This window comes from Teredinibacter sp. KSP-S5-2, assembly GCF_032773895.1.
GTDB lineage: Bacteria > Pseudomonadota > Gammaproteobacteria > Pseudomonadales > Cellvibrionaceae.
Map to the genome: position 1 here is coordinate 2,505,811 of NZ_CP120416.1, position 21,837 is coordinate 2,527,647.

General features: G+C 43.9%; 22 protein-coding genes and 1 other RNA gene. 5 read left to right on the top strand and 18 right to left on the bottom strand.

Translation table 11 applies throughout. The annotated features are described in order from the left end of the window. Positions 1–28: 28 nt before the first annotated feature. From ffs to trxA, 4 genes are all read right to left on the bottom strand, one after another. Positions 29–125: signal recognition particle sRNA small type (ffs, locus tag P5V12_RS10880), an RNA gene on the bottom strand. Between the two features lie 83 nt (positions 126–208). Then, positions 209–1,387: a phosphoglycerate dehydrogenase gene (locus P5V12_RS10885; RefSeq protein ID WP_316957382.1), complete on the bottom strand. Its 1,179-nt coding sequence runs from the start codon at positions 1,385–1,387 to the stop codon at positions 209–211. Positions 1,388–1,417: 30 nt separating this feature from the next. Next, positions 1,418–2,536, bottom strand: a complete 1,119-nt coding sequence (locus tag P5V12_RS10890; protein ID WP_316957383.1) for a phosphoserine transaminase — start codon at positions 2,534–2,536, stop codon at positions 1,418–1,420. 209 nt (positions 2,537–2,745) lie between these two features. After that, the gene (gene trxA, locus P5V12_RS10895) at positions 2,746–3,609 is read right to left on the bottom strand and encodes a thioredoxin (protein ID WP_316957384.1); all 864 of its coding nucleotides are present in this window, start codon (positions 3,607–3,609) and stop codon (positions 2,746–2,748) included. A gap of 241 nt (positions 3,610–3,850) precedes the next feature. On the opposite strand from trxA, the gene P5V12_RS10900 reads away from it, so the two are divergent. Both P5V12_RS10900 and phbB read left to right on the top strand, forming a co-directional pair. Beyond that, the gene (locus P5V12_RS10900; RefSeq protein WP_316957385.1) at positions 3,851–4,138 is read left to right on the top strand and encodes a ferritin-like domain-containing protein; all 288 of its coding nucleotides are present in this window, start codon (positions 3,851–3,853) and stop codon (positions 4,136–4,138) included. Between the two features lie 63 nt (positions 4,139–4,201). After that, positions 4,202–4,924 carry an acetoacetyl-CoA reductase gene (gene phbB / locus P5V12_RS10905; RefSeq protein ID WP_316957386.1) on the top strand — a complete coding sequence of 241 codons (723 nt, stop codon included), beginning with the start codon at positions 4,202–4,204 and terminating at the stop codon, positions 4,922–4,924. A gap of 50 nt (positions 4,925–4,974) precedes the next feature. On the opposite strand, the gene P5V12_RS10910 is transcribed toward phbB, so the two are convergent. The 5 genes from P5V12_RS10910 to ectA all read right to left on the bottom strand — a co-directional run bounded on the left by P5V12_RS10910 (position 4,975) and on the right by ectA (position 10,375). Next, positions 4,975–6,387, bottom strand: coding sequence for a sodium/proline symporter (locus P5V12_RS10910; RefSeq protein WP_316957387.1), 1,413 nt, complete (start codon positions 6,385–6,387; stop codon positions 4,975–4,977). Between the two features lie 197 nt (positions 6,388–6,584). Continuing rightward, positions 6,585–8,024, bottom strand: a complete 1,440-nt coding sequence (locus P5V12_RS10915) for an aspartate kinase (RefSeq protein ID WP_316957388.1) — start codon at positions 8,022–8,024, stop codon at positions 6,585–6,587. A gap of 40 nt (positions 8,025–8,064) precedes the next feature. Continuing rightward, positions 8,065–8,469: an ectoine synthase gene (locus P5V12_RS10920; RefSeq protein WP_316957389.1), complete on the bottom strand. Its 405-nt coding sequence runs from the start codon at positions 8,467–8,469 to the stop codon at positions 8,065–8,067. A 26-nt stretch (positions 8,470–8,495) separates the two neighbouring features. Further along, a complete protein-coding gene (ectB, locus tag P5V12_RS10925) occupies positions 8,496–9,824 on the bottom strand; it encodes a diaminobutyrate--2-oxoglutarate transaminase (RefSeq protein ID WP_316957390.1) in 1,329 nt (442 codons plus the stop codon). Between the two features lie 56 nt (positions 9,825–9,880). After that, the gene (ectA, locus tag P5V12_RS10930) at positions 9,881–10,375 is read right to left on the bottom strand and encodes a diaminobutyrate acetyltransferase (RefSeq protein ID WP_316957391.1); all 495 of its coding nucleotides are present in this window, start codon (positions 10,373–10,375) and stop codon (positions 9,881–9,883) included. A 197-nt stretch (positions 10,376–10,572) separates the two neighbouring features. On the opposite strand from ectA, the gene P5V12_RS10935 reads away from it, so the two are divergent. Both P5V12_RS10935 and P5V12_RS10940 read left to right on the top strand, forming a co-directional pair. Beyond that, a complete protein-coding gene (locus tag P5V12_RS10935) occupies positions 10,573–11,019 on the top strand; it encodes a chemotaxis protein CheW (protein ID WP_316957392.1) in 447 nt (148 codons plus the stop codon). 2 nt (positions 11,020–11,021) lie between these two features. Further along, positions 11,022–11,612: a MarR family winged helix-turn-helix transcriptional regulator gene (locus P5V12_RS10940; protein WP_410483287.1), complete on the top strand. Its 591-nt coding sequence runs from the start codon at positions 11,022–11,024 to the stop codon at positions 11,610–11,612. 41 nt (positions 11,613–11,653) lie between these two features. Here the strand turns inward: P5V12_RS10940 and P5V12_RS10945 are convergent, their stop codons facing one another. From P5V12_RS10945 to P5V12_RS10985, 9 genes are all read right to left on the bottom strand, one after another. Continuing rightward, the gene (locus tag P5V12_RS10945; protein ID WP_316953125.1) at positions 11,654–12,004 is read right to left on the bottom strand and encodes a phasin family protein; all 351 of its coding nucleotides are present in this window, start codon (positions 12,002–12,004) and stop codon (positions 11,654–11,656) included. A gap of 140 nt (positions 12,005–12,144) precedes the next feature. After that, positions 12,145–12,528 carry a hypothetical protein gene (locus tag P5V12_RS10950; protein ID WP_316953126.1) on the bottom strand — a complete coding sequence of 128 codons (384 nt, stop codon included), beginning with the start codon at positions 12,526–12,528 and terminating at the stop codon, positions 12,145–12,147. Positions 12,529–12,577: 49 nt separating this feature from the next. Further along, a complete protein-coding gene (gene phaR / locus P5V12_RS10955) occupies positions 12,578–13,072 on the bottom strand; it encodes a polyhydroxyalkanoate synthesis repressor PhaR (RefSeq protein ID WP_316953127.1) in 495 nt (164 codons plus the stop codon). A gap of 87 nt (positions 13,073–13,159) precedes the next feature. Then, the gene (locus P5V12_RS10960; RefSeq protein ID WP_316953128.1) at positions 13,160–14,938 is read right to left on the bottom strand and encodes a class I poly(R)-hydroxyalkanoic acid synthase; all 1,779 of its coding nucleotides are present in this window, start codon (positions 14,936–14,938) and stop codon (positions 13,160–13,162) included. 21 nt (positions 14,939–14,959) lie between these two features. Next, complete coding sequence (locus P5V12_RS10965) at positions 14,960–15,739, bottom strand: 3-hydroxybutyrate dehydrogenase (RefSeq protein ID WP_316953129.1); 780 nt, start codon at positions 15,737–15,739, stop codon at positions 14,960–14,962. Positions 15,740–15,870: 131 nt separating this feature from the next. Then, entirely contained in the window at positions 15,871–17,073 is a 1,203-nt protein-coding gene (locus P5V12_RS10970; protein ID WP_316953130.1) for a hypothetical protein, read from the bottom strand. A gap of 23 nt (positions 17,074–17,096) precedes the next feature. After that, positions 17,097–17,897, bottom strand: a complete 801-nt coding sequence (locus P5V12_RS10975) for an outer membrane lipoprotein-sorting protein (RefSeq protein WP_316953131.1) — start codon at positions 17,895–17,897, stop codon at positions 17,097–17,099. Beyond that, positions 17,890–20,328, bottom strand: a complete 2,439-nt coding sequence (locus P5V12_RS10980) for an efflux RND transporter permease subunit (RefSeq protein ID WP_316953132.1) — start codon at positions 20,326–20,328, stop codon at positions 17,890–17,892. The genes P5V12_RS10975 and P5V12_RS10980 overlap by 8 nt, the downstream gene beginning before the upstream one ends. Before the next feature lie 130 nt (positions 20,329–20,458). Continuing rightward, on the bottom strand, positions 20,459–21,067 hold the full coding sequence (locus P5V12_RS10985) for a TetR/AcrR family transcriptional regulator (RefSeq protein WP_316953133.1): 609 nt from the start codon (positions 21,065–21,067) through the stop codon (positions 20,459–20,461). 212 nt (positions 21,068–21,279) lie between these two features. On the opposite strand from P5V12_RS10985, the gene P5V12_RS10990 reads away from it, so the two are divergent. Continuing rightward, on the top strand, positions 21,280–21,819 hold the full coding sequence (locus P5V12_RS10990) for a cytochrome b (protein WP_316953134.1): 540 nt from the start codon (positions 21,280–21,282) through the stop codon (positions 21,817–21,819). Positions 21,820–21,837 lie beyond the last annotated feature (18 nt).

Below are 21,837 nucleotides of genomic sequence, written 5' to 3' on the forward strand. Positions count from 1 at the left end.
AGATATAGGGAAAGAAAGATGGAGGGACCCAACCCAGCCACACCCCGGCGCACAATTATACTACTACCGTTGCTCCCTTCCGGGCCTGGCGGGGTTCGCAGCGAATTGTCGCGAGGGGACCAAGTTGGGTACCACTGCGAGGAGTGTATTGCCCCACTCCTAAGGGCTGGGCATTATGCCAATTTACGCGGCAAATGCAAGTTTTACTTTACCAGCAAAGTACACGTACCGAAGTAACGTGCTCAACATTTTTAATTGCTTCGATTACCTCATCACTGGGTTTTTCAGCAAAATCCAAAATATTGTATGCAACGTTGTTACGGCTTTTATTCACCATATCAGCAACGTTAACATTGTTGTCGGCGAAGATCGATAAAACGTGGCCCAACACGCCGGATACGTTTTCATTGGTAAATGTAATACGGCATATGCTCTCACCACGCGCCATTTCAGTCGCAGGGAAATTTACAGAGTTCTTAATGTTGCCGTTTTCCAGAAAATCACGCAGTTGGTTTACTGCCATTACCGCACAGTTTTCTTCTGCTTCAGCTGTACTGGCACCGATATGAGGAACCGCAACGACTTTTTCGTGACCAATTAAGCAAGGCTCTGGGAAGTCACATACGTATTGACGAAGTTGACCTGCATTTAAAGCTTCGACAACAGCTTGCGCATCAACGATAGCGTCACGCGCGAAATTCATAATCGCCGCAGATGGTTTCATCAATTTTAATGTATCAGCATTAATCATGTGCTTGGTTGCAGGCAAGGCTGGTACATGCAATGACAAGTAGTCCACTTGAGAAAGCAAAGCTTCCACACTTTCCATACGACGTACCGCACTAGGCAAACGCCACGCAGCTTCAATGGATAACGCAGGGTCGTAACCCACTACGTCCATATCCAATGCAAGAGCCGCATTCGCGACCATGGAACCGATTGCACCAAGGCCGATGATACCCAGCGTTTTACCCGCAAGTTCACTACCAGCAAAACGTTTCTTTTCTTTTTCCAACAGCTTGGACATATCGCCCGCGTCAGTCATATCACCCAGGGTCGAAACAAAGTCTTTACCCTGAAGAATACCGCGCGAACTCAATAACATGCCCGCAAGTACCAATTCTTTAACCGCGTTAGCGTTAGCACCGGGAGTATTAAATACCACAATCCCTTTTGCAGTGTACTCGTCAACAGGTACATTGTTTGTGCCCGCCCCAGCGCGAGCAACAGCAAGTACGGAACCTGGAATTTCTTCGCCATGTAATTTATGGCTACGCAGAATAAGTGCGTCTGGTTGGCTGATGTCTTCAGCCACTTGATAGGTGTCTTTAGCGAAAAGCCCAAGACCCTTATCAGAAATTTTATTGTATGTACGAATTTGAAACATGGTTTCGTTTTCCATTATGTCGTTATTAATTTAAGCCGCAGTGATTTCTTGGTATGCCCAACTCAACCAAGGCATCAACAGCTCCATATCAGATTTTTCCACTGTAGCGCCGCCCCAGATACGCATCCCCGCAGGTGCATCACGATAAGCGCCAATATCATAGGCAACGCCTTCGCTATCAAGTAACTTAATCATGGCTTTCACTTGTGCCGCGTCAGCTTTCAGCTTCAAACAGATACTGGTGTTTGACAGTGTGGCTTCATCTTCTGCAAGGAAATCGATCCAGTCGTTTGCGTCAACAAAGCTTTTTACCACTGCCAGGTTTTCTTCAGATTTTTTGATTGCCGCTTCGAGACCACCCAATTCTTTAACCCAGGCAAGCGCATCCAGATAATCTGCTACGCACAACATGGAAGGTGTGTTGATGGTTTCACCACGGAAAATACCTTCAATCAGTTTTCCACCTTTAGTCATGCGGAATAACTTCGGCATAGGCCAGGAAGGTGTGTAAGTCTCCAAACGTTCAACTGCTCGAGGGCTAAGGATCAGAACACCGTGAGCGCCTTCACCGCCGAGTACTTTTTGCCAGCTATAGGTAACAACATCCAGCTTTTCCCATGGAAGATCCATTGCAAAAACTGCAGAAGTGGCGTCACAGATGGTTAAGCCTTTGCGGTCATCCGCAATCCAATCGCCATTAGGCACTTTTACACCAGCTGTTGTGCCGTTCCAGGTAAAGATAACGTCGTTATCCATATTGACCTGACTCAGGTCTGGAAGCTTACCGTAGTCCGCTTCCATGATATTTACGTTATCCAACTTCAATTGTTTGGTGATATCCGCAACCCAACCAGAACCAAATGATTCCCATGCAAGGACATCGATAGGACGAGCGCCAAGTAATGACCACAAGGCCATCTCTACAGCACCGGTATCGGAACCGGGAACAATCCCCACTCTGTACCCCTCGGGCAGACCTAAAAGCTCTGCGGTTTCGGTGCACGCTTTCCCTAAAACTTCTTTACCCAACGAGGAGCGATGCGAACGGCCAAGGGTGCGGACATCAAGCTTGTTGACATCGTAACCTGGGCGTTTGCTACATGGGCCAGAAGAGAAGTTCGGATTTTGAGGTTTAGTATTAGGGCGCATTTTTGTCCTCGACTAAGTGCACAGCTAAATGCAATTGACCTGCCCAAAAATCAAGCAGTCACCTGGTTAAGAGGATGACCGGGTTGAACAGCAGGAAGTTAACGGGCACCTGGACTGCCATATCCTTCCAGGACCCTGAAAAAGGGGCGCTATTATGCCACCTTTCGAATAGCCATCCTAGCTGCTCAAATCAAATAATCTAATATCGGCTAATAGAGTAAGGTATATAGCTTCCGCTGATATTTAACCGCCAAACTGTCGCCCTTTCCTAGCACTGCCAATATGTCGGTGAAGGCCTTCTTCGCTTCCCCATCTTTAAAGTTAAGATCTCGACTGAGTATCCCAAATAGAATATCCAAGGCCTCTTCATAGAAGTCGTTTTGCGAGTATTGAACCGCGAGCTGGAGTTGCAACTCACGATCCTCCGGTGACGCTTGTAACTGCTGTTTAATGGCATCGATTTCCGGGCTGTTTTTTGCCTCTTTGGCTAATTCCAGCTCCGCCATCACTTTTTCATAGGCGGAATCTCGATCAACCAACTTCACCCCTTCCAACACCTGCTCGGCTTCGGCGAGGCGTTTTTGCTCGATATACACAATGGCCAATGTCATGGCGATGTCAGCACGCTTGCCTGAATCCTCGTAAGCCTGCTGCAATATCGGGAGCGCCTCGGAAAAAGAAGCGGACGCGATTAATCCCTGAGCTTGTTGCAGTTGCAGGTCGTAGGATTTAGGAAGATATTTATCAAGCAGTTCTCGTACTTGCTGCTCAGGCTGTGCTCCAGCGAAACCATCTACAGGTTGGCCATCCTTCATAACCATAACGGTTGGCAAACTCCGCACGCCAAATTGCGCGGCAATCATCTGCTGCTCATCGGCGTTAACCTTGGCGAGTAAAAATTGGCCAGCATATTCGTTAGCCAATTTTTCCAAAACCGGCATCAGGTTTTTACAGGGTTCACACCAATCCGCCCAGAAGTCGATCACAACAGGTCGGTTAAACGACTCATCAATCAATAATTCTTTTGCGTTTTGTTCGGAAACGTCCTGAATATACGCGCCTTGTTCGATCATATGGGCCTCTAGAGAGCGAATAAAATTTCAACAAATCCCCAAATTGGGGCAAAAAGTTCAAAATCAATACAACCGACCCTCCCGGTTTGATGAAGTTCTCAAACTCAGGGAAAAATCGAAAGATCAGTCTAGAGAAACACAAGGAAAATTCAATTCCATGACTGCCAATTGACGACCTTAGTACTAAACTCATTTGTTAGTGGAAACACTTTCAAATACACATAAATAACAGGTAATAAATATGTCAAACGAAGGTTATCACGAACCCGTCGAACTACTTTCAGACGAAACCAAAGATATGCACAAAGCCATTGTTTCCTTAATGGAAGAACTGGAAGCCGTCGATTGGTACAACCAACGAGTGGACACTTGTAAGGACGAGGAACTGAAAGCAATCCTGATCCACAATCGGGATGAAGAAAAAGAACACGCTGCTATGGTTATGGAATGGATTAGAAGAAAAGATCCGACCTTTAATAAGGAATTACGCGACTTTTTATTTACGGACAAACCCATAGCCCATAAATAATTGCTTACAATTCTTTGTCTAACACTCCATTCGCTTTAACCTGAATCCCAAAAGGAGATACCCATGAGTCGAGTTGCTCTGGTAACAGGTGGTACAAGAGGCATAGGCAAAGCAATATCACTTCATTTAAAAGAACATGGCTACACCGTTATTGCCAATTACTCCAGCAATAATGATGCAGCCGTGGCATTTCATAAAAAGCACGGCATTCCAGTTTATCAATTTGACGTTAGCGATTTTTCTGCGTGCCAAAAAGCGGTTAAGCAAATTACCAGCGACTATGGCCACATTGATATTTTGGTCAACAATGCTGGTATAACCCGAGACAGTACACTGCACAACATGACGGAAGAAAACTGGCATGCTGTGCTGGATACCAACCTTAGCTCATGTTTTAATCTTTGCCGTTGTGTCATTGATGGGATGCGCGAACGGGAGTTTGGCAGAATAGTAAACATCGGCTCAATTAACGGCCAGGCAGGGCAATACGGCCAAGTTAATTACGCCGCAGCAAAATCCGGTATTCATGGTTTTACTAAAGCCCTGGCTCAGGAAGGTGCAGGCAAAGGCATTACCGTCAACGCCATTGCCCCAGGTTATATTGCGACGGATATGGTCAGAGCTGTACCAGAGAAAGTACTGGAAAAAATCATTGCCAAGATTCCCGTAGGACGACTAGGAGATGCGGAAGACATTGCTAGAGGTGTCGGATTTTTAGTGGCAGATGAAGCAGGTTTTATTACTGGCTCCACACTGTCAATCAATGGTGGCCAACATATGTATTGATACTTTTTGGAGGTCACACAACAAATGGGCCTCCAAACTTTTTGCGTTATTTATTCGTATTTTACGGCTTCCACCTTTCCGGAATACCTGCCCAAATACAATAACAATAAACCACTTAGAATACCCGGCAAACCTTCATAAACGGCAGAATGCCACCCCATCAATCGCCAAAACAACGCCACAGACAATCCTAAAAATATTGCGAAAATACTCACTTTACTCGAAGGCTGCCATTTTAAACACAAGCCAATTAACAAAGGCGAGAACGCACTCGCCAAGCCTGACCAGGCAAGAATTACCAAGCTAAATACACTTTCTTTATTCAACAATGCCCATAGCAATGCCATTAGCGTGACGAATAATGTAACCAGTTTTATCAGCAGTGTTTTTTCAACATTACGCGGCATAAGATCATGAGTAATGGCCGCCGAACAACTTAAAATCAAAGAGTCTGCTGTCGACATAGTTGCCGCAAAGATACCGGCCAAAACGACACCAACAAAAAATGGTGAAAATAATTCCTGAGCCATTGTTGGCAAAGCCAATTCCGCATCAAAGCTGGCAGCATCAGTCAAATACACTCGGGCTAACATGCCAACAGCGGTCGCCATGGCATAAAAAATAGTGAACCATGAGTAGTACCACATTCTGGCGATTCGAATATTATCGCTATCATCCAATGTCATAAACCTCACCATTATGTGAGGCTGACCGATTACGGAGAAACCAGCAAACATCCATGCGACAGCAAATAAGGCTCCACCCGCCAAACCGGGAAGAGCTAAGTCTTTGGGAAATAAATCAAGAAAGCCATCAACCGCACTCATTTTTTCAATGGCACCCCCAAACCCTCCCAAACCGATCAATGCAAAAACCAGCAATATACCCATCGCAAAAATCATAACGGAAGATTGAGCTGCGTCAGTCCAGATAGAAGCGCGAATGCCACCAGCAAAACAATAAGCGGTAACCAATACCGCACCCAATACCGCACCAGCCCAGAGCGGCCACTCCAACAACACATGCAACGCTTTACTACCTGCGACCAATTGAGCGCTGGCGTAAGCAAGTAAAAAAATCAAAGATACCAACCCAATAATAGGTTGCAACGCCTTACTCTTTCCGCCATACCAGTGACTAAGCACACCGGCATAACTGACTTCGTCACATTTTTCTGTTGCGCGCCTTAATCGCGAGTGAACGAATGTCGAGGCCAGGTAGTCACCAAGAATCCACCCCACCATCAACCAGATAGAAGCCAACCCCGTGACATAGGTATAACCGATAACACCAATAAACATGTATCCGCTATTGTTTGTTGCTACGGCGGACAACCCCACCAACCAGGGACGAATAGAACTGCTTGCAAGATAATAGTCATGTCGAGAAGCGACACTTTTTTTTGCGGAGAATAAGCCAATTGCTGTAAAAACAGCTAAAAATAAAATAAATGAAATAATCATAGCTCTATTGTTTTTTAATTTATATTTTTTGAATACACATTAAACCACCATCCAAAGCACTCACTCCATCCACACACTAGAGCCGAACCAAACAAGAGAAAGTAATTTAATATTAACTGTTCGTAATAATGCTCGACCATTTAATACTAAAAACCCCAGAAGGCTTGGCATTCTGGGGTTCTGTTAAGACGCTTAAACTAGGCCGCGCATATTGTCGGGCCGTGTTCGTACTCCTCGACCAGACAGGCGTGTAAGCTCTTCACTGCAAGTTCATAATCCCCCTCCTCAACCATGAACTGCATATCAACTTGACGCATAGATTGATGAACTGCCAACACACTGATTCGCGCATCGGCTAACGCACCAACAGTTTTGGCCAAGATACCAGAGACTTTCATGTCACTACCTATCGCCGAGACTATCGCCACCTTCTTCTGATTAAACTCAGCTTCCGGGTATTTATCCTGCAGAACCGCACAAATTCGTTTTATTGTTTTCAAATTTGTCGAGAGGTAGTGGGTAATGGTGTTGGCATTAATATCTTTCGACACAACATGTGCATTAAAACGTTTTAATACATCAAGAATAGACTTATCGTAGATAGGCATGTTGCCTGCCATATCCTGGTCAAACAGCTCCAGGGCAAATACCCCCTTACGACCTGCAATAATTTCCACACATGGACGATCACTGACATACGCGCCGGTAATTAACGTACCTGGGTGATCAGGCTCAAACGTATTTTTGACTCGCAAAGGAATGTCGTTCTGGCGTAAACCTTTTGCAGCTTTGGGGTGGATGGCTTCCATACCCAAATTCGCCAATTGATCAGCCACGTCATAGTTTGTTCGACCAATGGGAACAGCATTGCCTTCACCCACCAAACGAGGGTCAGCACTACTCAAGTGAAACTCTTTATGAATAACAGCCTCTCTTGCTTCGGTTAGTACTGCAATCCGACTAAAGGTCATTTCGCTATAACCACGATCAAAGGTAGTCATCAACCCATTTTCACAATGAGCATAACCGGTCACAATCGGTAATAAATTTTCCAAATCAAGATTTTCAAACGCCAATTTAATTCGCTCATCCAACGGCATTTGATGAGGAGACTGCCAACCAGTAAGGTCAACATAAATGGCATTTACCCCATCCCGCTGGAGCAACTCAGCCATATTCCAAGCACTATGTGCCTCACCAATACTGGCTAACATCTCCCGAACGGTCGAGATGTGAGACTCAAGAGAAAAGTGACCATGCTGGCACAAGCGCTGCAGATCCGCCAAACAACGTTTTGCATCTTCAAGCCGGTCCAGAATGAAAGTGTTCGCCTTTTCGAGAGACTTACTACTACCAAAAAGCTGACTGTTAATTTGCAGCACTTCGGTTTTCAGACTTTCCAATAAGTCGATCCAGCTATCATCATTCACACCACTGGCAAACTGGGCAAAAATGCCAGGGCTGCCATTTTTTTTATGCTCCAACAACTGATTGGTGATACCACCATAAGCCGACACAACAAAAACCCGTTGATACAAGCTATCAGATTGACTCGGCTTGAGAATAATATTATCTCTCACGGCCGAGTAGTTGCTCATAGAAGTGCCACCAATTTTTTCGACACTGTGCTTTTTCATTTAGTCCTCTACTTACACCAGTTTGCGACACCCAAGGGTGCTATTCATCAATAACTTCTGCATCCAGTTCATAGGCACCATCCTTATTGTGAACCTCAGTTCCATTTAGCGGAGGATTAAACACGCAGGCCATTGTCATTTCTTCAAAAGCTCGAAGAATATGCTGGTCATGTTTATCCAAGATATAAATGGTCCCAGGTTCAATCGGATGAACTTTACCATCAGCTATGGTTTCAACTTCACCCCGCCCGGACATGCAATAAACGGATTCCAGATGGTTCTGATAGTGCATTCTAAAGTCTGCACCTTTATAGATGGTCGTAATGTGGAAAGAAAACCCCATCTGGTCCCCTTTTAATAACATACGAACACTTTCCCAGTTTCCAGCTGGATCAACAATTCGACGATTTCCCTCTTTTGCCTCTGCCAGATTTCTTACTATCATTGATTTAGTCCAAATATTTAATTGAATTAGCTGTTTGACACCTTCAGGTAACTGACGCTTTCCTCTGTTGGAAAATAGTCTTTTTCCTGTGGTATGGAATCCTCTTTAGCACAAACTTCTTTCACGGCCTGCTCTACGATATCAATGCCTCGCTTTAAGCTTGCGTCATTAATGGTTAGGGGACACAAGAACTTCACTACATGATCTTCGGCACCACTGGTTTCGATAATCAGGTTTTTCTTGAATGCACGCTTGGTAATCTGCCCAGCCAACTCACCATTAACGCAATTAATTCCCTGGAACATGCCTCGTCCACGGGTAGTAAAGTTGCCCTCGCCATACCTATCAACAATTTTATTAAGACGCTCAGAAATGTAATCCCCTTTACGCTTAATCTCTTTGGCAAAGGAGTCATCAGACCAATACTCATCTATCGCAGCTTTCGCCGTGATAAAGGCAAAGTTATTACCGCGGAAAGTACCGTTATGCTCACCCGGCTTCCATTGATCCAGTTCCGGTTTAAACAACACAACGGCAAACGGTAAACCATACCCCCCCAAAGACTTGGACAGCGTCACAATATCAGGGGAAATCCCAGCATCTTCAAAACTGAAATAGGTTCCGGTTCGACCACAACCCGCCTGAATATCGTCAACGATTAATAATACCTCGTGCTTCTTACACACTGCTTGTAAATCCCGTAGCCACTCAAAGGAAGCAGCATTAATACCACCCTCCCCCTGAACAGTCTCAACAAGTACAGCCGCAGGCTTATCAATACCACTACTGGAGTCAGATAGCACTTTATCCAGATAGACAGTGGTGTTTATTCCTTCGCCCAGATAACCGTCGTATGGCATGCGACTGGTTCCGTTCAAACTCACCCCCGCTGCCCCTCGGTGATGGGAATTACCGGTCGCAGCCAATGAACCAAGGCTTACACCGTGAAAACCGTTAGTAAATGAAACTACATTCTCTCGACCAGTTACATTACGCGCTAACTTTAATGCTGCCTCGACAGCATTTGTTCCCGTCGGCCCGGTAAACTGCATAACATACTCAAGATTTCTGGGCTTAAGAATTTTTTCATTAAATGCTTCTAAAAACTCACCCTTCGCTTTGGTATGCAAATCAAGGCCGTGAGTAATACCATCGCTTTGAACATATTCAAGCAGTTTCTCTTTAAATAAATCGTTATTGTGGCCGTAATTCAGTGTCCCGGCACCTGCCAGAAAATCCAGGTATTCATTACCTTCTTCGTCATATAGGAATTCACCTTTGGCTCGGTTAAACACTCTCGGAAAGGAGCGGGCATAACACTGAACTTCGGATTCGATTTCATCAAAAATTTTCATATGCAATTCTCCTATTTCTCATGAGAGAGAAGTTAAAAATAAAAAAGTGGGGGAAATCAGACTCGTCGAAAAGACGCTATTTCGATAAGAAATTCAGAATCGTGTGTACCACCGAAGTGCTTGTCACGATCAAACATTTCATATTCATTTAACGGTGCTTCAAGCTCTTTTGATAAGCGCTTAAATAAAGACCGCGATGGACCATTATCGGCAGTAATCGTTGTTTGGATCGTATCGACTTGCCGCGTTTCGGCACGATCCAAAATGTGGAAAATCATGCTTTTGGCAAGCCCTCGACCTCTCGCCTCTTCGGCAACAGCAACTTGCCATACAAATAAAACATTGGGTTTTTCGGGAACAATATAGCCGGAAACAAAACCGACCATCTTGCCCTTCAGCTCGGCGGCTACAGAAGTTGCGGAAAAGTGGGTCGCTTGCAAAAGATTGCAATACATTGAATTGATATCAAGCGGGGGACACTGTTTGACCAGGTCGTAAACCGATTTTCCATCACTTGGGGTCGGTTTTCTCAGAGCAATGCTCTCAGGCATAAATTCTATACCATATATTTACATGTCATTTGTTTACTACTCTATATATTTTTTTATCAAAAATCAAGTTTGAGCATGTGCACACTGGCGTCAATTCACGCAAAACGCGGAATTAAGCAACAAACCCATAGACAATTATATATTGTACTCTATAATTTTTATCTAGCCTTACCTCCATTAACGGAAAAATTATTTAGATGAGTAATGAAATTACTGACACACAATGGATAAGCTTTCAATTGGGAGGCGAAACCTATTTATTACCCATCGACGATGTTAGAGAAGTCACGCCCTACTCTCCGCCGAACCCTGTTCCCGGAGCACCAACAGCAATAGAGGGTGTTTTGAATATTCGTGGAGAAGTGGTATCTATCTTGTCAGGGCAGCGAATCATGGGCCTGAAACAGCAACAGAGTAGCGAGAATGCCAAAATTATCATTCTTGAAAACACACTGGGGATTATTGGCCTCTGTGTCGACTCCATAGGCGAAATCGTCACGTTCGAGCCATCTCAAATCGAAACCAATACCCATACATCAGATCAGAACCTGATTAAGGGTACTATCCATTTAAACGATCACCTGATGATTCTGTTCGACCTCAACGATTATTGCAGCAACCTTATTACCCACACTCAGAGCTAACTATGAGTACCCAGGCCGGATATAATGTAGACTCTATTTTCACAGAGCTTGGAGCCTACACATTGGAACGAATTGACGAAGTCTTAGTCTCTCTTCGAAGAGTGATACGAGCGACGGACTTACACTCAAAGCATCTCGCCAAAACGACAGGACTGACCGCGCCCCAGATATTGGTACTACAAGCTGTGCGCGACCTTTCCCGAACAACAATTGGACTCGTTGCCAACGAGGTCAGCTTAAGCCAAGCGACTGTAACCACCATCATTGACCGCCTAGAGAAAAAAGAGTTGGTATATCGTGAACGCTCAAAAGAAGACAAACGTAAAGTTCACGTCTACCTCACAGATAGCGCATACGAAATACTGAAAACAGCCCCGATCCCCTTACAAGATCATTTCGCCAGGCAATTTAACGACCTGCAAGACTGGGAAAAGACAATGATTATCTCTGCCCTGCAGAGAGTGGCGCAAATGATGGATGCGCAACATATTGACGCATCACCGGTACTGGATGTTGGCACTTTGGACAGGCAGGACACCACTCTTGATGGCCCAATTGAGTATGGTGACACCCTAAAATATAAGAAAGAATAGATAAGCAGCCGCCCCACAAAGGGACGGCCGTAAAAGGGTATTTAGCTAGCTTTGTTAGTAGGCTTTTTAGCTGGAGCCGCCCCATCAGCAGCACCTTTAATCACGTCAGCTACGCTCTCCTGAGTCCGAGCCATGACCTCATAAGCGTCAGTTGATGCCGTGACCACTTTATCTTGTACCTTTTCCCAATAACTCTTTTGGGCTTGATAAACACCAGTAAAATCTTTCTGTGCACTCAACTCTTTTGCGAACAACAGACCGTCATTCACCATATCATTGAAAAAGCTCTTCTGTTTTTCCGCCACCTCTTCAAACACTTTCGTATTTAAGGCAACGAGCTCATTTACCGGTTTAAACGCATTCTGTGACTGCTCAATGAACTTATCAAACATAATCCACCTCCAAAATAAAATGCTGCACCGCAAAACTTAATAAAAGTGTATGCCCTGAAATGCTTACGGTCAACAACAAATTGCTGCAACGCAAAAGAAACGATAGATTAATTAGATATATTAGCGGGAGCGAAAATAACTTAGCCTTTTTCCATCCCGGTCGCTCGCTTATAGGCCTTAAGCTTAAGCTTCAAATGACTGACCTCTAAAGGTTTAATCGCATCAGCCAACTTAAAGCACTCATATGACGACTGATAGTGCTCCTCCTGATAATACTCTAGCGCCTGAGCAATAAGCAGTCGCCTCTCCTCCATCTTGCCCTCCTCTGACACACCAGCAGGAAAGAGAAACTCCAACAGCCAAAAGAAAACAAAGAACCCAACCCCGAATATAAGCGCAATTTCGTTCTGATCAACCAACCAAACCACGATCCCCAGGAATAATGAAAGGGCTCTAAACCATACAAATCTGGGGTTGTTCGCAAAGCGGGATTTAGACTTAGAGCGAAACCACTGAAAAATCACTCAAACGATCCATTTAGTACTTAGTTACCTAAATACAATAGACGAGTTACTAGTGCTTTTCCGCAGAATCTTGGTCTTCTTTTGAATTGGATGAAGGATTAGAAGAACTGGCAAAAGGGTTTTGCCCGCCAGACGCAAAGCTCTTCCACATGGACATATTTTGCTCGATGAACTGATTAAAAACCCCCACAGGAGAGGACTGCATCAAGTCGCTCATCATTCCCTGAATCGAGTTTTGCTGTTCCATAAAAGCTGCGATGCTCTGCTCAAGATACTGACGCATAAACACCTGCATATCGCTACCATAAAAACGAATGAGCTGTTTTAGCACTGTTTGTGTTAACAATGCTTGCTGATCATTACTCTCTTGCTCACTAATGATCTGCAATAAAATACTTTTGGTTAAGTCATCACCCGACTTAGAGTCAACAACCACAAATTCCTGATGCCCCATAACCATTTCTTTTATGGATTCCAAATTTATGTACTGACTCTTAGAGGTATCGTAAAGTCGTCGATTTGGGTATTTTTTTATTGTAATCACAAGCTTTCTCTGGTTATTTATTACTTTAATGAACAACAATGAACAGCCTATTCCATTACGCAACTCAAGCCCGAGTATATAAGTATGCTAAAACCTTTCCAAGCGAACTTTTACATAAGTCCCTGGTGCCGGCTCGATTATATCCGTTATTTTTACCATAGCATCTGCCCGGTCTTTTTTCTCACCGGATTTTTTGGATAACCATTTACCCCAATCTTTCCACCAGGATTCTTTGTGATACTTCGCATGCTCAAACCAAACGGTGCCCTGCTCTTCTATTTGAGCATTCGACCAATGACCGTACTTGCCTTTCTCAGGTGGGTTAACTACCCCTGCAACATGGCCCGATTCCGTAAGCACAAAACGTTTTCGCCCACCCAATAGTTGGCAACTTTTGTACGCAGCTGTCCATAAAACGATATGATCTGACACCGCAGCCAGATGATAGCTTGGTAAAGTAATATCAGCTACCGACACTGCCTGCCCCAACACATTGACACGATCTCCGCCAGCCATTCGATTAGCAATATAAAAATCCTTTAGATATTCCAGGTATGCTTTACCGGGGATATTGGTCGAATCCCCATTCCAATACAAAATATCGAAAGGCACTGGGTCTGCACCTTTCAAATAGTTATCGATAAAATAAGCCCAAAACAGATTGTTTTCCCTAAGCAGACTAAAACTTAACGCCAGTATGCGACCATCCATATATCCTTTTTGTTTAATGCTTTGCTCAACCACAGGCAACATACTTTGAGACAGAAAGTTACCTACTTCACCTGGTTCGCAAAAATCAAAAAGTGTCGTAATAAAAGTCAGCGAATGAATACGTTTATCACTAATTTTTTCTAAATACGCCTGAGCCAAACCCAGTAAAGTACCACCAACGCAGTACCCGGCAGTGTTAATTGAGGATTCCCCTGTATCCTCACACACTTTGTCTAATGCCGCCAACACACCCTGTTTTACATATTCATCAAAAGGCATATCGGCATAGGTTTGGTCTGGATTTACCCATGAAATCATATAGACCGAATATCCCTGCTCTAATAACCAGCTCACCAAAGATTTCTTTTGGTTTAAATCCAGAATATAAAACTTATTGATAAACGGCGGAATGATAAGTAAGGGTCTTTGATATACCGAATCGACTTTGGTTTGATAGCGAATCAGTTGAATAAGGCGATTCTGGAAAATCACATCGCCTGGTGTTGCAGCCAAATCTCTCCCCAACTCAAAGGCATCAACAGAAACCTGACTGATTTTAAAGGCTTCGTTCGGACTATTTTCCAAATCCCGCAAAAAGTTATTCATTCCCTTCGCCAGATTCTCCCCTTCTGTTGCCAATATTTCCCGACAGACTTCCGGGTTGGTGAAAGCATAGTTAGATGGAGAAACAGAATTGATAAATTGACGCGTAAAGAATTTTACCTGTTGTTCAACATGCTTATCCTCAAACTCAAGGGACGCAACCAGCTCCTGCATGTACTCAGCATTAATTAAATAAGCCTGCTTAACATAATTAAAAACGGGGTTACCTTGCCAGTCTTTGTCTTGAAATCGAGTATCCGATTTATCCGGGTCAATGACCGATTCAAACTCTTCTCCCATAAATGCACGGCTGGCACTCTGCCATAACCGCTGCTGTTTCTCCAAAAATCGCATTTGCTGCTGCACAAGAAGTTCAGGATTGATACGAATAGAGGAGGATGAGTTGTTTGAGGAAGACAAACTCTCATCAAGCAAGTCGGAACCCAACTGCTGCTTGAGAATTCTTTTGGTGACCTCTTGAAGAACATCGTTAAACTGTTTAGAAAAATCATCTAAATACCGAGCCACTTCGGCAAGTTCTTGAGGTGTCATAAGGTCACCAATGACGACGGTTTATTTTATGGTCCACCCTCCATCGACCACCAGCGATTGTCCTGTCATATTTTTCGCTGCCGGAGAGATAAGAAAGTCAACTAATCCAGCCAATTCCTCCGTTTCAATAAACGCTTTTTTCGGCATTGGCTCTAACATAATTGTATCAATAACTTCCCGTTCTGAAATACCGTGTTGCTGAGCCTGACTCGCTATCTGGTTATCCACCAAAGGTGTTTTAACGTAGGACGGGCAAATGGTGTTAATGGTAATGTCCTGATTCGCCGTTTCCAAAGCAATTACCTTGGAAAAACCTAAAATACCGTGCTTGGCGGCTACATAGGCGCTTTTGTATGGCGAAGCAACCATAGAGTGGATGGAGCCAATATTAATAATTCGACCAAAACCTCTTGCCTTCATATTAGGAAGAACTGATCTAGTGAGCATGGCCGGCCCCACTAACAATATGTCATTTAATCTGCGCCACATTCTTGGAGGAAAATCTTCCAGTTTGGCGACATGCTGAATCCCGGCATTATTGATGAGCACATCAATATTAGGAAATTTGCCGGAAACTTGATCTATCGCCTGCTGGGAGCTGACGTCGAGTTCATAAGCTTGGGCTGAGTAGCCTGCATCAACCAGATCACCTGTGGCATCCTCCGCAGCAATGATATTGACATCCGCCAAAATGACGTGGTGCCCTGCTTTGGCAAGAGACTTTGCTACAGCTGCGCCAATACCGCTGGCGGCCCCTGTAACCAGGACTGTTAACTGATTTGTATGCGATTTCGCTTCCATAAATAACCCCTGCTAAACTTCGCTTGGTGCCGAATGGATGAGGCGGCTATCCTAATACAGGTTTTTTGTGACTTCCTGCGTCTGTATCAAGAATAGCTTTGAAATCGCATCAGAGTAAAAAACAATCACATCTAAAAATAACGTCGAACTTCGAGTTGAAGATAGTCATCTTCGCGCAAATCATATTCCATTGTCCCGTTTTCAATGTGATTAAAAAAACGGGCTTCCAGTTCAACTCGCCAGTTGTCGGTAAAACGTTTACTGGTTTCAAAAGAAACAAATTGATTGGAATCGTCTAGATCTTGCGAGAATATGGCAAGAAACTCTGTTGCATCAACATCGTTAAAAGCCAACCTGGCACCAAGAGCAATATCATTTTGTCCACTACGTTTTCTCACACCGATTCTATCGTCAAACTGATACTCAGCAATTACCCCCAAATCCATATTGGTGTCGCCAAGCGTAAAAAAAGTATATTCAATTCCACCAACCAAAGCGGTATTACGACCATACTCTTCTTCGTGGACAGAGATCGCTTCCAGTTTTAGTAGCCAGGCATTAATTGTTGCCTGGACATCCAAACCGGTTTGCTCAATTTGTTGATAATGCGGCATTAAGCCAACAAAAACTCCATCAACCACATGGGGTAGCAATAATGGGTCACGGTTTGTGCCAGAAAAATGGCTGATACCGATATCCCAAATATCAACATAGGTACTCCAACGTAACGCAAGGTCGACATGATGTTCCTCTTTATCCGACTGATAGACTGCGTCATCCAGAATCGGTACTCCTGCTCGCAACCGAGCAGATTCCGAAGGGAATGTTTTTTCTCGAAAGTATGGCAGCACAAAGACATCGATAGTTCCCCAGTCGCGAATAAATTGGGCTTCCAACATTGGTTGCCCAAGCTTATCTTCGCCATCTATATTTTCAACCAGATCATCCTGATTAATTACGTCCACTAAATGAATGGACTCCGTGACTCCCCAAAAAATTTTCCTTACACCAAGGAACAATTCAGCACCGGATAAATCAGCCCACCAGTAAGCCTCCCGTGCATCCAGATGCGTTCTATTGTCATCAGCACTATCTACTCGACCAAAGCCAGATACAACAACACGTTGGCCACCTTCTCCGAGATCCTTATAGTATTCAAAATAACCCGACAATGAGGCACTGTGTTCATCCTGCTCGAGCCAAAGAGGTTCGTTAAAAAAATAACGTGCCTCCAGGCCAAGATATGCACTAAAATCATTGGCATAAACAACTTGTGCAACAAAGTAAAAACTCATACTTCCCAGAAACTGGAGAGCTTTAAAACAATTTCGCATAAAGAAGTATCCCATCTCTCCTCTTATTTAACCCGCGACAAAGAGTTCTTATTAAAATCTTTGTCAGTCAGGCCTGTTTTAAATTGCCAGTTCACCATCTGCAACTCCGTGCTTTTTCCGGTTTGATGATTTTCCATCTCCCACTTATGGGCGCGCCAATACTTCTCCAGATATTGGTTGTACTCTGAATAGGTCAATGTTTTCTTATGGTTCCCACCACGATCAAAAAACTCGATTTTGATGGGGACGTAACGTTCTTTATCCATCCAGGTTTTTATTTTGGAGTAACCGGATTTAGGATCAACAGGATCGGACTCCAAAACAAAACAATCGATACCATCAACCTTTTCATCAACAAGGTATTTATAGGTATATTTCTCAATTTCTTGCGAAGCAATATCTTCGAAGGCAAACTCACTGTTCATAAAGGCACCGGCTTTATTACTGGATGATATGCGCTTAACCTTTCCTAATCGAGGAAGATAAAGCCACTGATCATCTGAACCTACTTTATGAGTAAAAGATAAAAATGAAGTGCCTTTTACATCCCCAGGATTATCAAAAATAATAATGGATTTATCGCCATCACCTTTCACCTCCAGGGTTCGCGTGCGCATGTACCTTGGTCGTTCGTTGCCATATTTGTCTCGAAGAATCATCGTAATATCGGCTATTGCATCCTCAAAACCCAGATCACGTCGATCTGACTCCTGTGCGATTTGCAACCCCCTTTCCTCTGGAGTTAACGCAAAACTTTGTACAGAGAGAAGGCTAAAAAAAAGAGAAAAAGCAACAAATCCCGATTTGGTTATTGTTTTAAACATAGACATTCTCCGTCGTGTCTGGATTGAATTCATCATCATCGTCGTTAATTTCATTTACCGGTTTTGCATCACTGGCGGCAGGCTTTTTCACATTTGCATATTCTTTTGCATCGAGTTTTAACAGCAATACAGGCAGCAACAAGAAATCAGCAATCAATGCAACCAGAATCGAAATGGATGTTAGCTTGGCCATGCCGGAGTTCATTCCAAAAGAAGACTGAGCTAACACACTAAACCCCGCGATCAAAATAATAGAAGTTACAACTATCGCAACACCAACCGATGAAAAGGCATATCGTACAGCGTCCTGACTGTCCAAACCTTCTTCCCGGCGCGCTCGCAGGTATTTACTCAAGAAATGTACGGTATCATCAACGATAATTCCCAATGCCATCCCCATTACCATAGAGACACCAACATTGACTTCACCAACAGTGTACCCCCATACACCAAAAGCAATCGCAAGGGGTAACACATTCGGAATTAAACTGATCAAACCTAACCGCAAATTACGTAGCGAAAGAGTGATAAGCAAAGAAATGATCAAGATCGCAACCAAAGTACTCAAGAACATGCTTTTCATATTCGTGTCCGAAATGTAAGCGAACATAACAGATGGTCCAACACCATATGCTTTGAGTTGTGTATTTTCTTCTAACCATTTAGACCCCAGTTCAGATATTGCAGTTAATTCTGTAGAGGTCATATTGTGCAGAGTGACATTTACCCGAGTAGAACTTCGACCAATATCCATCTGGTTGTTTAAATCCATTCCTTCCGGCAAGGATAATTCGTAAAGCAATAAATATTGCGCTGCCAGTTCTTTATCGTCTGGCAAGGCGTAATATCGCTCGCTATCACCGTGCATATTTTTGTTGAGTCGCTTAAAAGTATCCGTGTAGGTATTCACATGAGCAACTTTTGGTTGTTGACGAAACCATTGAACAAAAGACTCAACCTGCTGTAAAAACTGCGGATCACTCACACCATAGTCTTCACCGGTTTCCAATGAATAAGAAACCTGATAAATACCTGTTAACTTTTCATCGAGATAATCCGCGTCTCGACGAAATTCCACTGACTTATCAAAGTAACCAATAAAATCGTCTTCAAATGTGTTGTGAGAAATACCAAATACTGCACTCACGGCAATAACAACAGATAAAAGAAAAATGCCTTTACGCTTCTCGATAACATATTCCGCAAAACGATGCATCCACACACTGAACGCGCCCTCACTGGTGTTGGCTTTTACCGGAATAACGGCCATTAAAGATGGTAACAATGTGACTGACAAAACAAATGCCACCGTCACGCCAAATGCTGTGATATTACCCAAATCGTTAAAAGGCGGCGTATCGCTCAAGTTCATTGACAAAAAACCTACACCCGTTGTTACAGAAGTAAGCAACACAGGACCAAAATTCAACCGCAAGGAATAGCGAATTGCATCGTGCCTGCTCATACCCTTACGCATCCCGGAAAACATCGTCACCAGAATGTGGATCGAATCAGCAACTGCCAAGGTGGTAATAATTGTTGTCGCGGCAGCGGAAGGCGGCGTCATTAATCCACCAACATAAAAGAACCCACCGAGGGCTGCCAGCATGGATAAGAACACAACAAGCAAGGTGGCAATCGTTGCCCCAATCGATCGCAGAAGCACAAAAGCAATAATGATTATTGCCAGATACATCAGAGGTACCAGAGTCTGCTGGTCTTGCATAGAAGACTCAAAAAAGGCATTAGATAGCATCACCACACCGGATAAACGTACTTCAACCGGGTACTTCGCTTCTATATCAGCCTTGAGAGTTCGGATTTCCTGAACAAGATGAGGAAGCTCAACCTGCGGGTCTGTTTCAGGCATTTGGAAAGTAATATTAAGGGCGGTAACGGAAGCATCTTCGTTGACCAACTGCCCGACAACGAATGGATCGTTAAGCGCTATTTGCTTTTTCTCGGACAGCTCTTCGGGAGTAAGAGATGCAGCATTTTCAACCAAATCCTCAACAACCAGATCATCGCCTTCGGCGCTGGTGTGTTGAAACTTGGTAACGGAGTCCACCCTTGGGGCATAAGGCAACAACCAGGCCTGAGCCGTCGCGTCTTCAACGGCCGCCAGAACCTGAGGATCGAAAACATCAACCCCCTCTTTGGGGGTAATAATAAAAATAATATTGTCATTTTTGGCGTAAGTCTTCTGCTGCTGATCAAACGCCTGTAAATGCGGATTGTCCTCGCTAAAAAAGACCCGGTACTCCTGATTAAAACCAAAGTGTTTTAATCCCGAAATCAAGGCGAAGGAGGCTATCAATGACAACAGAATTACCAGCCATCTATAACGAATAAGGAACTGTGCATAGTAATCGATTAACCGGTCTTGCTTGGAATGCCTGGGTGAAACCTGACTTATATCATCCTCTTTCATGCTGCTTCCTCCATTAACTGGGTCATATCAAAAAACTGTGTTGAAGAGTACAACGCCGCCCATATCCCCGGGATGACGTCAGTTTTTTCTTTCAGACCGACCAATCGGTCTGTTTTTAATCAAAATTTTTTTAGGTGCCATCCACTCTGAGAGACAGAACATAATCCGCCATACATTTAACGGTTGATCTGCCCAACTCAATATCTCGCGAGTACTTGCCTTGAATACTGTATCCCTGAATGGCAATAACCAAAAAATTGGCAACTGCAGCCGGCTCAACCTCCGTCTTTAACACACCCTTCTCTTTGGCGAGCGCCAAAATTGTTGTCACTCGATCAGTAAGAACCTTGAACATCGCTGCTGATTTAAGACGAAACACCTCATCTATTCCCGACATTTCATTAGCCATGTTGCAAACCGGACAACCGTTTTTCAGGTCCTCAGCGGTTACGCAGCTAGAGAGCTGGTTAATCCACTCAGCAAGACTTTCAAGAGGTGTTTCTTCACAACATGGAAAACTCCAATTATCAAGAAACTGTTTAACATAAACCTCTTCAAAGACCGCATGCCCAAGCTCCTGTTTGTTCGCAAAATGGTGATACAAAGCACCTTTCGATACACCCGCTTTGTCGATAATGTCGGACAAACTTGTTGCTTTGTAGCCGTTTTCGCACATTGCCTGAGCGGTAACTTCTAATATATGTCGACGGGTGGCTTCTGGATCACGCGATGGAGTCATAATGGGAACACTATCTATCTCGGTACAATCAAGCACGAATGCTAACAAGGAAGGAATACTACAGACCAACCGGTCTGTAGGCAACCATTTTGATTGCCTGCATCCTACGTTACACGCCATTTTTTTTACCAACTGCATGCATGTAGCGTTAAATAATATAGAGTAATAAGCTAACGTAATATTTTTGTAATGCGATAATAACGAGGTTCACTATGCCCATTTCCGACACCACCTCTCGATTTGGCAAGATATCCATTATCAATCACTGGGTCCTTGCACTACTCATGATTTCCATGCTGGCATTTGGATTATATCTGGATGGATTACCAGACTCACCGGATAGAGGCCAACTAATAGGTCTGCATAAATCCTTTGGTGTATTGGTGTTGATTCTCGCTGTCTGGCGCATAGCCTGGCGTGCCATAAGTGGCTTTCCAGAATCCGTTGCCCAAGGAAAAGACTGGGAAAAGACAGCAGCGAAAGTGGCTCACATATTGTTGCTTTTTACCCTTCTGATGATGCCGCTTTCAGGCTATATCATGTCCGAAGCAGCAGGAAAATCCGTAAGCTTCTTTGGTATCTTTATGATGCCTGCGATCCCTGACTCAGAGCTATTGGGTAAAATCGCCCATAGAATTCATGGCGCAGGAGCGAATTTTGTTATTGCGCTTATCGTTATACACACCGTAGCAGCCTTAAAACATCACTGGATAGATAAGGATAGAACCATGCTGCGTATGCTTGGTAAATAACTCGACTTAAAGCACTAG

Coding starts and splice junctions, on each gene's coding strand:
- P5V12_RS10945 (WP_316953125.1), bottom strand. CDS start 12,004: ATGTTTGATAAGTTCATTGAGCAGTCACAGAATGCGTTTAAACCGGTA.
- P5V12_RS10935 (WP_316957392.1), top strand. CDS start 10,573: ATGAGTAATGAAATTACTGACACACAATGGATAAGCTTTCAATTGGGA.
- P5V12_RS10975 (WP_316953131.1), bottom strand. CDS start 17,897: ATGTTTAAAACAATAACCAAATCGGGATTTGTTGCTTTTTCTCTTTTT.
- P5V12_RS10890 (WP_316957383.1), bottom strand. CDS start 2,536: ATGCGCCCTAATACTAAACCTCAAAATCCGAACTTCTCTTCTGGCCCA.
- P5V12_RS10960 (WP_316953128.1), bottom strand. CDS start 14,938: ATGACACCTCAAGAACTTGCCGAAGTGGCTCGGTATTTAGATGATTTT.
- ectB (WP_316957390.1), bottom strand. CDS start 9,824: ATGAAAATTTTTGATGAAATCGAATCCGAAGTTCAGTGTTATGCCCGC.
- ectA (WP_316957391.1), bottom strand. CDS start 10,375: ATGCCTGAGAGCATTGCTCTGAGAAAACCGACCCCAAGTGATGGAAAA.
- P5V12_RS10915 (WP_316957388.1), bottom strand. CDS start 8,024: ATGAAAAAGCACAGTGTCGAAAAAATTGGTGGCACTTCTATGAGCAAC.
- P5V12_RS10910 (WP_316957387.1), bottom strand. CDS start 6,387: ATGATTATTTCATTTATTTTATTTTTAGCTGTTTTTACAGCAATTGGC.
- P5V12_RS10970 (WP_316953130.1), bottom strand. CDS start 17,073: ATGCGAAATTGTTTTAAAGCTCTCCAGTTTCTGGGAAGTATGAGTTTT.
- P5V12_RS10965 (WP_316953129.1), bottom strand. CDS start 15,739: ATGGAAGCGAAATCGCATACAAATCAGTTAACAGTCCTGGTTACAGGG.
- P5V12_RS10940 (WP_410483287.1), top strand. CDS start 11,022: ATGAGTACCCAGGCCGGATATAATGTAGACTCTATTTTCACAGAGCTT.
- P5V12_RS10920 (WP_316957389.1), bottom strand. CDS start 8,469: ATGATAGTAAGAAATCTGGCAGAGGCAAAAGAGGGAAATCGTCGAATT.
- P5V12_RS10900 (WP_316957385.1), top strand. CDS start 3,851: ATGTCAAACGAAGGTTATCACGAACCCGTCGAACTACTTTCAGACGAA.
- P5V12_RS10985 (WP_316953133.1), bottom strand. CDS start 21,067: ATGACTCCATCGCGTGATCCAGAAGCCACCCGTCGACATATATTAGAA.
- P5V12_RS10885 (WP_316957382.1), bottom strand. CDS start 1,387: ATGTTTCAAATTCGTACATACAATAAAATTTCTGATAAGGGTCTTGGG.
- P5V12_RS10990 (WP_316953134.1), top strand. CDS start 21,280: ATGCCCATTTCCGACACCACCTCTCGATTTGGCAAGATATCCATTATC.
- trxA (WP_316957384.1), bottom strand. CDS start 3,609: ATGATCGAACAAGGCGCGTATATTCAGGACGTTTCCGAACAAAACGCA.
- phbB (WP_316957386.1), top strand. CDS start 4,202: ATGAGTCGAGTTGCTCTGGTAACAGGTGGTACAAGAGGCATAGGCAAA.
- P5V12_RS10980 (WP_316953132.1), bottom strand. CDS start 20,328: ATGAAAGAGGATGATATAAGTCAGGTTTCACCCAGGCATTCCAAGCAA.